Origin of the sequence: Candidatus Thiodiazotropha sp. LNASS1 (genome assembly GCF_964212655.1) — a bacterium.
GTDB lineage: Bacteria > Pseudomonadota > Gammaproteobacteria > Chromatiales > Chromatiaceae > Thiodiazotropha.
Window position 1 is genome coordinate 4407680 of the sequence record NZ_OZ156465.1, and the last position, 13885, is coordinate 4421564.

At 52.3% G+C, this 13885-nt stretch carries 13 protein-coding genes and 3 tRNA genes; 14 read left to right on the plus strand and 2 right to left on the minus strand.

Translation table 11 applies throughout. The annotated features are described in order from the left end of the window. Positions 1-8 precede the first annotated feature (8 nt). The 9 genes from AB8516_RS19665 (at position 9) to AB8516_RS19705 (ending at position 5603) form a co-directional block, all read left to right on the plus strand. Positions 9-464 carry a DUF1249 domain-containing protein gene (locus AB8516_RS19665; protein ID WP_069121742.1) on the plus strand — a complete coding sequence of 152 codons (456 nt, stop codon included), beginning with the start codon at positions 9-11 and terminating at the stop codon, positions 462-464. Positions 465-633: 169 nt separating this feature from the next. Beyond that, on the plus strand, positions 634-1284 hold the full coding sequence (locus AB8516_RS19670) for a response regulator (RefSeq protein ID WP_369162849.1): 651 nt from the start codon (positions 634-636) through the stop codon (positions 1282-1284). After that, complete coding sequence (locus AB8516_RS19675; RefSeq protein ID WP_369162850.1) at positions 1281-1913, plus strand: uracil-DNA glycosylase; 633 nt, start codon at positions 1281-1283, stop codon at positions 1911-1913. Before AB8516_RS19670 ends, AB8516_RS19675 begins: the two co-directional genes overlap by 4 nt. A 211-nt stretch (positions 1914-2124) precedes the next feature. Beyond that, entirely contained in the window at positions 2125-3945 is a 1821-nt protein-coding gene (gene uvrC / locus AB8516_RS19680; protein ID WP_369162852.1) for an excinuclease ABC subunit UvrC, read from the plus strand. A 10-nt stretch (positions 3946-3955) separates the two neighbouring features. Continuing rightward, positions 3956-4540: a CDP-diacylglycerol--glycerol-3-phosphate 3-phosphatidyltransferase gene (pgsA, locus tag AB8516_RS19685; protein WP_108293478.1), complete on the plus strand. Its 585-nt coding sequence runs from the start codon at positions 3956-3958 to the stop codon at positions 4538-4540. Positions 4541-4679: 139 nt separating this feature from the next. Then, a complete protein-coding gene (locus tag AB8516_RS19690; RefSeq protein ID WP_369162854.1) occupies positions 4680-5117 on the plus strand; it encodes an Hsp20/alpha crystallin family protein in 438 nt (145 codons plus the stop codon). 94 nt (positions 5118-5211) lie between these two features. Beyond that, positions 5212-5287 (plus strand) — tRNA-Gly (locus tag AB8516_RS19695). A gap of 118 nt (positions 5288-5405) precedes the next feature. After that, positions 5406-5479 (plus strand) — tRNA-Cys (locus tag AB8516_RS19700). Between the two features lie 37 nt (positions 5480-5516). After that, positions 5517-5603, plus strand: a tRNA-Leu gene (locus tag AB8516_RS19705). Positions 5604-6205: 602 nt separating this feature from the next. Here AB8516_RS19705 and AB8516_RS19710 read toward each other — a convergent pair. Then, positions 6206-7729: a hemolysin family protein gene (locus tag AB8516_RS19710; protein ID WP_369162856.1), complete on the minus strand. Its 1524-nt coding sequence runs from the start codon at positions 7727-7729 to the stop codon at positions 6206-6208. A gap of 413 nt (positions 7730-8142) precedes the next feature. After that, complete coding sequence (locus AB8516_RS19715) at positions 8143-8805, minus strand: SOS response-associated peptidase (protein ID WP_369162857.1); 663 nt, start codon at positions 8803-8805, stop codon at positions 8143-8145. 320 nt (positions 8806-9125) lie between these two features. On the opposite strand from AB8516_RS19715, the gene AB8516_RS19720 reads away from it, so the two are divergent. The 5 genes from AB8516_RS19720 to hemN all read left to right on the plus strand — a co-directional run bounded on the left by AB8516_RS19720 (position 9126) and on the right by hemN (position 13727). Then, positions 9126-10271 carry a GNAT family N-acetyltransferase gene (locus tag AB8516_RS19720; RefSeq protein ID WP_369162858.1) on the plus strand — a complete coding sequence of 382 codons (1146 nt, stop codon included), beginning with the start codon at positions 9126-9128 and terminating at the stop codon, positions 10269-10271. A 151-nt stretch (positions 10272-10422) separates the two neighbouring features. Next, a complete protein-coding gene (locus AB8516_RS19725) occupies positions 10423-10893 on the plus strand; it encodes an Rrf2 family transcriptional regulator (RefSeq protein WP_369162860.1) in 471 nt (156 codons plus the stop codon). A 132-nt stretch (positions 10894-11025) separates the two neighbouring features. Then, positions 11026-11904, plus strand: coding sequence for a 50S ribosomal protein L3 N(5)-glutamine methyltransferase (gene prmB / locus AB8516_RS19730; RefSeq protein WP_369162862.1), 879 nt, complete (start codon positions 11026-11028; stop codon positions 11902-11904). A gap of 62 nt (positions 11905-11966) precedes the next feature. Continuing rightward, positions 11967-12284 carry a general secretion pathway protein GspF gene (locus tag AB8516_RS19735; protein ID WP_108293466.1) on the plus strand — a complete coding sequence of 106 codons (318 nt, stop codon included), beginning with the start codon at positions 11967-11969 and terminating at the stop codon, positions 12282-12284. Positions 12285-12341: 57 nt separating this feature from the next. Beyond that, on the plus strand, positions 12342-13727 hold the full coding sequence (hemN, locus tag AB8516_RS19740) for an oxygen-independent coproporphyrinogen III oxidase (protein ID WP_369162864.1): 1386 nt from the start codon (positions 12342-12344) through the stop codon (positions 13725-13727). Positions 13728-13885 lie beyond the last annotated feature (158 nt).

A 13885-nucleotide genomic window follows, 5' to 3' on the forward strand; every position in this document is an offset into this window, starting at 1 on the left:
TAAACAAAATGTTGGCCAAAAGGCCAAGCGTGGGTATGGTGCTGGATCTCAGTGAGGAAAACTATGCTTTGTTGATGCGTTTGGCGCCATGCCTTGCGGAGATGTCAGGCCAATACCAATCCAACCTTGAGCATGGGATGGATCTCTATCTCGAAGTCATGGAGCAGACCCCTTATACATCACTTGTTCACTTAACCTACTATTTCAGTCATGCCGTCGGTGACTACCCTGACCCTGACGCAACGCTCAGGGTCTATCATGACTCCAGCCAGATCGATGTTCTGGATCTTCGACAATCGAGCCTGCCCCTGCACCGATGGGGTGATAATCCCACCTTGGAGCAGCGCTGGCGGATTAACCTTTTTCTGACCAAATGGTTGCAATATTGTGTTGCGCAAGGGCATGGGTTTATAATTAAAAATCATATAGTTACAAATGGATACCTGCAGCCTGAATATACTTGAGTAAAGTACAGGGAATAAGCGATTTAATTACTTAGGGTACTCGCCGTGACCGGCAGTTTGGGGTACATTAGGTCGATATGTATTACAACCGGGATAACTCTGGATGCGACAAAGGAATGCAATTCCGGCCAGTTAAATAGATACAAGAAGGACCTGATGAGATATAGAGATGATAAAAGTTCTACTGGTTGATGATCACGAGCTGATCAGAACCGGTGTAAAGGGGATTTTGGATAAAGCGCACGATATCGATGTCGTTGGAGAAGCGTCAAGCGGTGAAGAGGCGATTGAGTTGGTACAAAAGACCTCTCCCGACCTAGTACTGATGGATGTCAATATGCCGGGCATGGGTGGTATTGAAGCAACCCGCAGGCTATTGCGTATCAAACCTGATCTGAAGGTGATAGCCCTTACCATTCTTGATGAAGATCCCTTTCCTTCCCGTCTGCATGAGGTGGGCGCAATGGGTTTTCTCACCAAGGGATGCCCGGCTGATGAGATGCTGCGCGCCATCAAGGCTGTCCACGAAGGTCATCACTACATCGCGTCTGATGTGGCCAGGAAACATGCATTGATGGAGTGGCATGGGAATTCAGAGAATCCCTTTAAGATGCTGTCATCGAGGGAAGTGCAGGTATTGCTGCAGATACTGGAGGGACACAAGAACCTGGAAATATCCGATATTCTCTCCCTGAGTCCAAAAACTGTCAGCACCTATCGGCAACGTATATACGATAAGCTCGATATCAAAAATGACGTTGAATTGACGCGCCTTGCCTATCGGCATGGCATATTGAAAGATTCCGAAAACCATTCATGACCTTCGACGCCAAGTGTCGTCTTTGCCCCCGTTTGGTTGATTTTCTTGGCCGGGTGAAGGCGGATTACCCAGACTACCATGCTGCCCCGGTTGCGCCTTTCGGCGATAATGATGCTCAACTGCTGATTGTCGGTCTGGCGCCGGGGTTGCATGGCGCCAATGCCACGGGTCGACCCTTTACCGGTGATCACGCCGGTATCCTGCTCTATCAGACACTCCACCAGTTCGGTTTTGCCAATCAACCCGAAGCCAGCTCGCGTAACGACGGCCTTCAGTTGCAAAATTGCAGAATCACCAATGCCGTGAAGTGTCTTCCGCCTCAAAACAAGCCGATCGGCAGTGAAATCAACACCTGCAACGGGTTTCTGCAGCATGAACTGGAGAATATGCCGGCGAGCAGCATTGTCATAAGCCTGGGTTCGATCGCCCATCAGGCAGTGATCAAAGCCCTTGGGCTCAGGCAGAAGGCCTATCCGTTTTCCCACGGTATGGAGCATCAGCTCGACGAACGGCACTTGATGATCGACTCCTATCACTGCAGTCGTTACAACACCCAAACCCGCAGGCTCACCCCGGCGATGTTTCAAAAGGTTTTTCGGCGTGCCAGGAAACTGCTCGACGGTCGATAACCCGATCACTGGTGTGTCCCGCATTCACCGGTTCCATTGAACAAATCCAGTGCGGTCCGTTTTTTTGTGAAGATTCGTTATCCAGGCGGTGTTGCTTTCACCGTGAGTCTGTCGTCCCAAGGATAAAGATTGCTAATATCCCGAATTACCGGTACCACTTATTACCAGTGCCTGCAGAGCCGATTGGATCAGTGTTAACAGACTCTAAACCATGCAGCAGAATGAATTTGATCACACCGCTTTTCTCAAGACCCTGACCACCAGGCCAGGTGTCTATCGCATGGTCAACGCCGAGGGCAATGTACTCTATGTCGGCAAGGCCAGGAATCTGAAAAAGCGGGTTTCCAGTTACTTTACCCGCAGTCTCAATCGGCGCATTCAGATCATGGTGGGACAGATTGCCCAGATTGAGGTCATCGTCACCCACACGGAAGCCGAAGCGCTGCTGCTCGAAAATCATCTCATCAAATCACTCAAGCCCAAATACAATGTTCTGTTGCGGGATGACAAGAGTTACCCCTATATCTATCTCTCCACTGACCATACCTATCCCGCACTCTCCTTCAGACGAGGCACACGGCGGGGAAAGGGGCGCTACTTCGGTCCCTATCCCAGCGCCGGGTCGACGCGTGAAACCCTCCAGGTGCTGCAAAAGCTATTTCCTGTCCGTCAATGTGAAGAGAGTTTTTTTCGCAACCGTTCAAGGGCGTGTCTGCAATATCAGATAAAGCGTTGCAGCGGACCCTGTGTCGGCTTGATCTCGCCGCAGGCCTACGGGGAGGACGTACAGCATGCGGTACTTTTCCTGGAGGGCAAAACAAGCCAGGTGGTCGATGAACTGGTGGCGTGGATGGAGCAGGCCTCCGGTAATCTGGATTATGAACAGGCGGCCATCTACCGGGATCAGATCAAGCATCTAAGGAGGATTCAGGAGCGGCAATATGTGAGTGGCGAGGGGGGCGATCTGGATATCGTTGCCCTGGCCAAGCGGGGGGGAAGTGCCTGTATCCAGGTGTTTTACATTCGCTCAGGGCGGAATCTCGGCAACAAGTCGTTCTATCCATCGGTGCCCCGGGATGCCACCGATGAGACGATTCTGCAGGCGTTTGTCTCTCAATACTATCTGGAAAAACCGGTTCCCAACGAGATCATCCTCAATCACCGGTTGGCTGAGGAGGGGCTGCTGGAGGAGGTGCTCAGCCAACAGGCGGAGCGGCGGGTCCGTATCAGCAGTAGGGTACGTGGAGAGCGCGCCCGCTGGTTGAAGATGGCGCAGGGGAATGCGGAACTGGCCCTGCAGGCCCGGCTCAGCGCCCAGGCCGGTATGGAGGAGCGGTTGCAGGCCTTGCAGCAGGCCTTGCAACTGCCGGCTATCCCTGAACGGATGGAGTGCTTCGATATCAGCCATACACGGGGTGAGTCGACTGTCGCATCCTGTGTTGTGTTCAATGAACAGGGGCCGCTGAAGTCCGATTACAGGCGCTTCAATATCGAAGACATCACCCCGGGGGACGATTACGCCGCCATGGCTCAGGCGCTGGAGCGCCGTTACCGCAGGGTCAAGAAAGGTGAAGTGGCGTTGCCTGATATACTTTTTATCGACGGTGGCAAGGGTCAGATCGGTGCTGTGCATGAGCGCCTGCAGGATCTCGGTATCTCGGGTTTGACCCTGGTTGGGGTGGCAAAGGGTGCAGACCGAAAGGCCGGTATGGAACAGCTGTTCTTGTTGGGGCGCAGAGCACCCTTTATACTGCCTGCTGATTCACCGGCATTGCATTTAATCCAGCAGATTCGGGATGAAGCCCATCGCTTCGCCATAACAGCACACCGGCAGCGACGCTCGAAGAGCCGAAACCGGTCGGTTCTGGAACAGATTCCGGGCATAGGACCCAAACGCAGACAGCGGCTGATGAAACAGTTTGGCGGCCTGCAAGAGCTATCGAGGGCGGGGATAGAGGATATTTCCAGGGTCGAGGGGATCAGTACAGCCTTGGCGGAGCAGATCTATCACGCATTTCATGATAAGGGCTAGCGATTAAAAAATGTGGAATATTCCTAACATTCTCACACTGTTGCGAATAGTCTTGATACCGGTATTCGTACTGCTTTTCTATCTCCCCGTGGAGTGGGCGCGCCTCAGCTGTGCCGTGGTATTTTCAATCGCCGCCGTGACGGACTGGTTCGATGGCTACCTGGCCAGGCGCTGGGGCCAGGTATCGCCGTTCGGCGCCTTTCTCGACCCGGTGGCGGACAAACTGATGGTGGCGGTCTCTCTGTTACTGCTCGTACAGTCCGAGCCGACACCGGCATTCGCCATCCCGGCGGCGGTCATCATCGGTCGTGAGATCACAATATCGGCCCTGCGTGAGTGGATGGCCGAACTGGGCGCCAGGACAATGGTGGCGGTCTCGTTGATCGGTAAATTCAAGACCGCGGTGCAGATGATTGCCATTCTGCTGCTGATCTACGAAAAGCCGTTGTGGAATATTCCTGTTTATACCGTCGGCTTTGTGCTGCTCTATATTGCTGCCATACTCACCCTCTGGTCGATGGTGATCTATATCCGGGCCGCCTTGCCCAGCCTGTTGGGAGAACGTCAGTTGGGTGGTTCATTGGAACGCAAGTAGTCGGCCCCCGCCACACCAGTACGGGTTGATCGATTGACCAGGTTATATAATCCACCGGCATCTGATCCGGGCATGTTTAGAGCTATTGAACTGCTAAGCTTAACAATAGGAAACATAGGATTATTAGAGGAGGTTTACGATGAAAAGCGTGCTTTATCTTGTCAGCGTCTTGATTATGGGTGCGGCCGCTGCCCAACTGCATGCGCAACCTCCTGGCTATTACAATCCTGGTGGGTCTTACAACAGGGGTATGGATGCGCCATCGTCCTTCCAAGTTCAGCGAGGTGTCAGGTTCAGACAGGATCAGGATGATTCGGGTTACCATCTACGCATCTACCTGCAAGGCTACTCACCCGAAGCTATACAGGTGAGTGCGGATGGGCGCTCCCTGCTGGTTGAGAACAAAGAGGCACACCGCGTGGAAAACCGCAGCGAAAGGGGTTATAGCTTTGTCTCATCCTCCTCTTCGATGCGCCGCCGGTTCAGACTGCCATGGGATGCGGATGTGAATGGGATGCAAAGGACTGAAAACGAGGGTGAGATCGTCATTACGCTGCCCTACCGGGCCTATCCTTGATACCCGCCTGCACGTCCCCGACCTCCATGCCGCGCTGGCAGGAAAAGGTTGACAGACGACGAACTGTAGCTACAATACGCCCTTCCTGAATCAAGCGGGAATAGCTCAGTTGGTAGAGCACAACCTTGCCAAGGTTGGGGTCGCGAGTTCGAATCTCGTTTCCCGCTCCAAGTTGAAAAAGGCCTCGGCACCCCCCGGGGCTTTTTTTGTTTCGAGTATGCCGTACTCGTACCAGGGCGTACTTAATAATTCGATTCATCAACGATAGATGATAGAATCGCTGTTTTGGGCTGAGTGGCAGAGTGGTTATGCAGCGGCCTGCAAAGCCGTGGACCTCGGTTCGATTCCGGGCTCAGCCTCCATCTCCTTGCCGTGACAGCTATCAAAAAAAACCACTCTGCCCGGGTGGCGAAATTGGTAGACGCAAGAGACTTAAAATCTCTCGACCTTCGGGTCGTGCCGGTTCGATTCCGGCCCCGGGCACCAGATTCCACCAACTCCATCCCTACTAATTTCATATAGCTTTCAATCGGCTTGGCTATCAGATAGGTTTTATATCTTCAGGCGAGCTAATTTTAGGACTGTTCACACTTCATTAGTAGAGATAGGCAGATTGTTTGGCGTGGGTAACTATTGCACGGTATCGTAGACGATTGCTTGGTTTAAGCGTCTCACCATATGAAAATAAACCTGTGGGAGAGCAAATAAATATAAGTACAGACTGACCCCTTTATTTTTTTAGCAGTCGGCTGATTTTTATTGTGTACACCCGGCATGGGCATAAACTGATGGGGTGTAAGACCCCTGTAGCAGAACCACGGTCGATGATCGATGAACTGCATAGTGTCCCTCTCTGAGGCCGATTCCCTGTCAATTCATATATATTTGAGCTCAGCTACCAGCCGAGGAAAGGGCAAGCCTGTGAGGGGATGTCTGAAGGAAGCCTGAGCGCAAAACAGCGAGCCGACAGACAGAAACGTCATAGAAGGCCGACTTCCCTGTGGCGAGAGATGAGTTATTCAATGAACAGCAGATATAGAGAAACCATCACAATCCCAACAGCCTAATATCGCATGGTTTCATGCCATTTAAACTACCTTTACATTGGAATCTGTCTCTTTTTCCGTCGCTGCTTCTACTTCCTGTACCTCCGGTCGGTCATTTATGTCCTTGAGGTTTTTCTCTGATGACCTCTTCAAAAAAGATTGGTTAGCTTTTTTTTCTTCGACCTGAGGCTCCGTTTCTTCCGGCTCCTCCTCCGTTATCTGGTGTTGGAACGACACCTTGGTGATCCGGTGGTTGTCCATCTCCAGGACTTCTAATAAGGCCCCCTCAAGCTGGACAAGGTCGCCGACTTCCGCGATCCGGCCAAGACTGTGATGAATGAGTCCTCCCATGGTCACGTAATCACCGGTGGGGAAGGGGAAGTTCAATTTTGGCTCCAGCTCCGTCACCCGGACTCCGCCATTGATGATAAAGTGTTGCTTGTCCTCCATCTTTATATGACGGTGCCTGGGTGTAAATTCGTCCTCGTAGTCACCCACGATCTCTTCGAGGATATCCTCCAGGGTGATCAGCCCTTCGGTACCGCCATACTCGTCCAGCACGATGGCAATTTGCCGACGGTTGCTGGTGAAGTCCTTGAGCAGCAAGCTCAGGCGCATGGTATCCGGGACGAAATAGGCCGGCATCATCACTTCGCCTACCGGAAGTTTGATGATATTAGTGGATGACTCCGGGCTCTCCGCTGTGGCCAGTCTATTCAGCAGCTCCTTCATGGACACGATGCCGATGATATTGTCGAGAGACGTTTCGTAGACAGGATAGCGCTCGCGTAGCTCTTCCTTGAAGAGGTCAAGTACATCGGCCACGGTGGCGGTATTCGGAACACCCTCTACTTCCGTGCGAGGAATCATGGCGTCCCGCGCAGTGTGCTCATCCAGGTCGAACACTCCTCTAAGCATCATAGTCAGCTGGGGGTCGAGAGCCCCCTCCTGCTCACTGGCACTGAGAATGGTTCGGATCTCTTCACCGGTCATGGAAAAGTGTCCTTCACCATGGGCGGCAAGGTCGTGTTGACCGAACAACCAGAGCAGGCCATTGGAAGAATGGTTCATGACCCAGATAACGGGGCGCATTAGGGTGTGGAGGCCGTTGATGATCCACGCCACAGACAGGCTCATGGCCTCTGCTTTGTGGAAGGCCAGCACCTTGGGTGCCAGTTCGCCCGCCACCACATGCAAGAAAGAGATGATGATAAAGGCAATGATATAAGAGAATGTGTGTGCCCAGCCCAATATCTCTTCACTTTGGCCAAACCATCCGAAAGCCGCCTCGATGCTCGGATCCATGACCTGGGTTAGGGTGATCATTCCGATGGCGCCCAGGGCCAGCGACACAAGGGTGATACCGATCTGGGTGACCGAATAGAACCTCTCAGGTTCGTTGTGGAGCACTTGGACGATCTTGGCGGACTTGTTGCCTGTACTAGCCAGCTGCTTGATACGACTACGTCGGGCGGAGGTCAGGGCGATCTCAGATCCCACGAAAAAAGCGTTACCGATGATCAGTAGCAGGATCAGGAATAGCTTGCTTATCAGTATCCAGTCCATCTGTCTCTTCTCCCCGGATGGAAGGTGAAATTATAATTGATACAGTAGACAAAAATTCAGGTTTAATCTGACACGATACAAGATTTTACAGCTCCTAGCTATGACAACATGAGCCATGGTTGCTTTATGGCAACAGTTTCCATATTGAACTTGGGGTCGTTCTTGCGCTCCTCCTACTCTAGCAACCCGGAGAAATCTTGCCCCTATCACAACCTGGCCTACCCATCCGCCAATGAGGAAGATGCCTTTGCTTTAGTGGGTTGAACATAGAAAAGGAGGCATGTAGAAATCACTATCTACTCAATAGTTATTAAAAACAAGTAAATGGACAATCAATGAGATAACGGCCCCGGCACAAGGTCCCACTAACTCCATCGATATAGATTCCATATACCCAACTAGCGGTTTGGTTATCAGATGGGTTTGACATTGTCAGGCGAGTTGTTTCCAGGATTGTTCACACTGCGGCTGACAGGAAAGAGACGAGTGTTATCTGATCCATTGGCTAGCAACAGGGGTTTCAGGATGACCGGATCTTTGCTCTCCTTGTCGAGCCAGGCGTTATAGTTGTCGGGGGATAAAATCACCGGCATTCTGTCGTGAATGGTTGCAATACCACCCTTGGCTTCCGTAACGACAATGGTGCATGAATCGATCTTCTCACCATGGCTGCTTTCCCAATGCTCATACAGACCCGCAAAGGCAAAGGGTTTTCCGTTGTCTGATGTGATGCAGTAGGGTTGCTTCCCCTGGCTGGTCGCTTTCCACTCGAAGTATCCGCTAGCGGGGATCAGGCATCTGCGATGTTTGAAGGCCGTACGGAATGACGGTTTGCTCTCGATGGTCTCCGCGCGGGCATTGATAGTGCGGTAAGCGAACTTTTTGTCTTTTGCCCAGGAAGGGATCAATCCCCAATGCAATCGGACCAATTCTCTGGCATTAGCTTCTGACTTGATGGCAGCTATCTGCTGCGAGGGTGCGATATTGTAATGCGGGCTGATATGCGGTGCGGAAGATAGGCCAAAATATTCGATCATTTCTTCAGCGGCCACATCGAGATAAAACCTGCCACACATAGATCCACCATCGCCTCATTGTTTGGTTGAAGTGGACGCCCAGTATCCCTATTAAAACAATGGAACCAATGGCGTGAATTTTAGTTAGGATGCTGTCGAAACTAACCTGAGGCCTGTTGACAGGCCCTTTAAAAAGGAACAATTACCGACAAACATATCGTTGTCGTTTCGAACTCTGATTATGTACCCATGTTAGCTGATGTGAGCGTCAAATGAGAGTCATGGGTTAGTGGGGTGCCTATCGGGCCATGATTTTGAACGCTGGCTACAATGAGTGTTCAGATAGCGATTTTACGATCAGAGCGGTTAGAGGGCAGTCCATGCAGGTTGAATTTCACCACAGCATCGATGAGTTGAGGCAAGCCGAATGGGATGCGTTGGTACACGACGATAATCCCTTCCTGAAGTACGCCTTTCATGCCGCGCTGGAGCATCATGATTGTGTGGGCAGGAAGTTCGGCTGGATGCCCTGCCATCTGGTGATTCGTGATGATGAACGTATGGTCGGGCTCTCACCGCTCTATATCAAGACGAACTCCTATGGTGAATTCGTCTTTGACCATGCGTGGGCCGACGCCTATCAGCGAAGCGGCAAGCGCTACTACCCTAAAATGGTGAGTGCGATTCCCTATACACCCGCTTATGGAGAGCGTCTTCTGGTTGCTCCGGACTCGGATGCCAGCCAACTGCGAAGAGAGATGATCACTGCAACCAAGCAGCTGGCGATCGAATCCGATTTCTCTTCGATGCACTGGTTGTTCACTACCCGGGAAGAGGGGGCGTTGCTAAGGTCGATGGGCATGATGGAGCGCCTGGGTGTGCAGTTTCACTGGCACAATCAGGCGTATGAGGACTTTGATCACTTTCTTGCCCGATTGACGGCGAAGCGCAGAAAAAACATTCGGCAGGAGAGGCGAAAGGTGATGGGTGCCGGGATACGGTTTCGGGTGTTGCATGGCGATGAGGTCTCGGATAGTGAGTGGCAGTTGTTTGCGGGTTTCTATACAAAGACCTTCGAGGAGCGCTATAGCCTGGCCACCTTGAATACCGGTTTTTTTCGTGAGGTGGGCCGCTGCCTGGGGGAGCAGGTTATCCTGATCCTGGCCTATGACGGTGCCGCCTGTATCGCCGGTGCGTTGCTCTATCGCAGTCCGTCGGTACTCTATGGGCGCCATTGGGGCGCTTTGCATCACTATGACAGCCTCCACTTCGAGACCTGTTACTATCAGGGCATCGAGTATGCCATCAAGCACGGATTGCAGCGTTTCGAGCCGGGCGCACAAGGGGAGCATAAGATCTGGCGAGGATTTCTGCCTGTTCAGACCCGCTCCTATCACTGGATCGGCGATCCGCAATTCAGTCTGAGTATCGGGGATTTTCTCTCCAGAGAGACGCCGGCGATCAAAGATTATGAAAAAAGCCTCCTCTCAAGCTCGCCATACAGGGATAAATCGTCTCCTGAATGACTGTAACCATCAGATATATCAATAAAAAATAATAAATACCCCAATTTTACGAATTTTTATACGATAAAAGTTGACTAATTTACTTAGTTACTCTAGTCTAATTACCAAGTGATTTACTGGGTAATGCGATTAGTACCACTGGAGAAAACCAATGAGATTGTCAACGAAAGGACGTTATGCGGTTACCGCTATGCTGGATCTTGCACTAAACGGCAAAAATGGTCCTGTTACACTGGCTGAGATATCTGAAAATCAGGGAATCTCACTGTCATATCTGGAACAGCTGTTCGCTGCTTTGAGAAACAAGGATCTGGTACGTGGTGTCAGAGGGCCTGGCGGCGGCTACTATCTGGGTAAAAGCGCCGATGAGATCTCAATCGCCAACATTATCTGTGCGGTCGATGAGTGGGTGGAGTTCACCCGCTGCGGCGGCAGGCAGAACTGCAGTGGCGGCGCCCGCTGTCTGACTCACACCCTATGGGATGATCTCAGCAGCGAGATATTCAATTTCCTGGCAAACATTTCACTCGGCGATCTGGTGCGCAGAAACCTGAACAAGAGTGAAGAATCGGAGGAAGCACCGTTAACGGTCGTAGGCGACTCCAGCTCTCAGGCCGCCTGATTCCGCATGGGATTGATTCACTCCCGGGGTGGAGGCCCAATCGGCCTGCCACCCCGTGGCGTATTGGGATAACACCATATAACTTACTGGCCGAATCGGTTATGATTCACGGTTTTTCAGCCAGTTGCTTCCGTGCAGACACTTATATCCATTGCAGATTACATTCGCTGGGGCGCCAGTCGCTTTTCAGAGGCAAACCTGTTTTTTGGACATGGTACCGACAATGCATTGGATGAGGCCGCTGCCCTGGTCCTGGGTGCGCTGCATCAGCCCCCCGATCTCCCTGCGAGCTGGTTCAGCTGCCGACTGACAGGTGATGAGCGTGAACGCGTGCTTGGCCTGATTCAGCGCCGAATCGATGAGCGCGTGCCGCTCCCCTACCTGCTGGGGGAAGCCTGGTTTGCAGGCATGAGATTTCATATCAACGAACAGGTGCTGATACCCCGTTCACCCATCGCAGAGTTGATTGAAAAGGGGTTTTCACCCTGGCTGGGGCCTTCGACGGAACCGCGGATTCTCGATCTCTGCTGCGGCAGTGGCTGTATCGGTATCGCCGCGGCGGCCTATCTCCCCGAAAGTCATGTCGACCTGGCCGATATCTCCGCCGGTGCGTTAGAGGTGGCTAAGCGGAATATTGCTGAATATGGTCTGCAGGAACGCGTGATGCTCCATCAGTCGGATCTTTTCGAGAAGCTGCCGGATATACAGTATGATCTGATCGTTTCCAACCCTCCCTATGTCGGTGCGGCCGAGATGGAGGGTCTTCCGGAAGAGTACCGGCATGAACCGGTAATGGCCCTGCTCGCGAATGAAAACGGGCTTGAGATTGTCCAACGGATACTTAAACAGGCGAAGAGGTATCTCTCCCCCCGGGGTATAATAATCGTCGAGGTCGGAAACAGTGCCCAACTACTGATGGACAGCTTCCCGGAAATCCCCTTTGTCTGGCTCGATTTCGAGCGTGGCGGCGAGGGGGTATTTCTGTTATCGGCGGCTGATCTGGCAGAATAGGCGAAGGGTATGTTTATAGTAATCGGACGAAATATTCGGATTAATCAGAGACTTGACAGCAGATGAGCTTACAGCGTGCGCGCAGTGCGGAAGAGTATGTGGAGTGGGTCAAGCAGGCCGTCTTCGAAGTTGACGACCTTAGAGACTGCTATGACTATCAGATGGATGAGATGGGCCGATATCCGTCATTCCTCGAGCCATTGGAGGAGGGCATCAAAGCCCTCTACCGTCAGATGGAGGAGGGTGAATATCACTTCGGCCGTGAAGACCTGTCGTTTATGTCACTGGTAAACCGCCATGGCGAAGATATTCCCTTTGCCATTTTGTTACGTCAGATCAATGAAACACACCGCAAGGGCATAGAAGCGGATGTGGAGTAGACGACTGTTTGCTGCCTGCCCGGTGTAATATCAAATACTATTAGAGATAATTCATTCATGGATCATTCGACACAATTCGATCTTGAGCTGATCGCCAAATATGATCAGAGCGGTCCGCGCTACACCTCCTACCCCACAGCGGTTCAGTTCCATGATGGGTTTAACGAGGAGGAATACAAGCGGGTCGCAAGGGAGAGCAACAAATACTCCAATCCCCTATCGCTCTATTTCCACATACCCTTCTGTGACACGGTCTGCTTTTACTGTGCCTGTAACAAGGTGGCGACCAAGGACCGCAGCCTGGCGGCGGGCTATCTCGCCCGCATCCATGAAGAACTGCGCATGCAGTCGGAGTTGTTCGATGCTTCGAGAGTTGTGACCCAGCTCCATTGGGGAGGAGGGACACCCACATTCATCAGCCATGACGAGATGCGCGAACTGGTGGCCCGGACACGCAAGGCCTTCACCCTGCTGGACGATGATACGGGTGAGTATTCCATCGAGATAGACCCCAGGGAGGCGCAAGGGGATACCATCAAGCTGCTGCGTGAGTTGGGCTTCAATCGCATGAGCCTGGGTGTGCAGGATTTTGATCAGCGGGTGCAGAAAGCGGTAAACCGGATCCAGAGCAAGGATGAAACCCTGACTGTATTACAGTCCGCTCGGGATGAAGGTTTTCGTTCCATCAGCATCGATCTCATCTATGGGCTGCCTTTCCAAAGCGTTGAGAGCTTCTCCAGCACCCTGGATCAGATTCTCGAGGTCGATCCTGACCGGCTCTCGGTATTCAACTATGCCCACCTCCCGGAGCGCTTCAAACCGCAGCGACGCATCAACGAGGAGGAACTGCCGCCCCCACAGGAAAAGCTCGATATCCTGCAGATGAGCATCGAAAAACTATCGGCGGCCGGCTATGTCTACGTCGGCATGGATCACTTCGCAAAGCCGAATGATGAACTGGTGCTGGCACAGGAGGATGGTACCCTGTATCGCAATTTCCAGGGTTATTCGACCCATGCCGATTGTGATCTGATCGGCCTGGGGGCTACCTCGATCGGTATGGTGGGTCCAAGCTATGCGCAGAACATGCGCAGTCTCGATGAGTATTACCAGCGCATCGACAGCGGCAGGCTGGCGGTCTTCCGCGGGGTGGAACTGAACCGGGATGACCGGTTGCGTCGTGATGTGATTACCCGACTTATCTGCCATTTTTCCCTTTCAATGGCGGATGTGGAGAAGCACTGGAATATTGTGTTCAAAGAATATTTCGCCAACGAGATCGAATCGTTGCAGGGGATGGTTGCGGATGGCCTGCTGAGCATCGATGATGACGAGATCAAGGTCCTGCCCAGGGGGCGCTTGCTGATCAGAAATATCTGTATGCAATTCGATGCCTATCTCAGCAGCAAGCAGTCGCAGGGAAGTTTCTCGAAGGTCATCTGACGAAAAATCTGTTTTATTCTGGTTCCCACGGTCCTCCGTGGGAATCCGTACCTAGTTTTCCTATCGCGCTGAGGTCTGCATTCCCACGCTGGAGCGTGGGAACGAGGAAATGCTGTTTTTCCACTTGTGAGTGAGTGAAGCGGGGTAATCGAAACCTA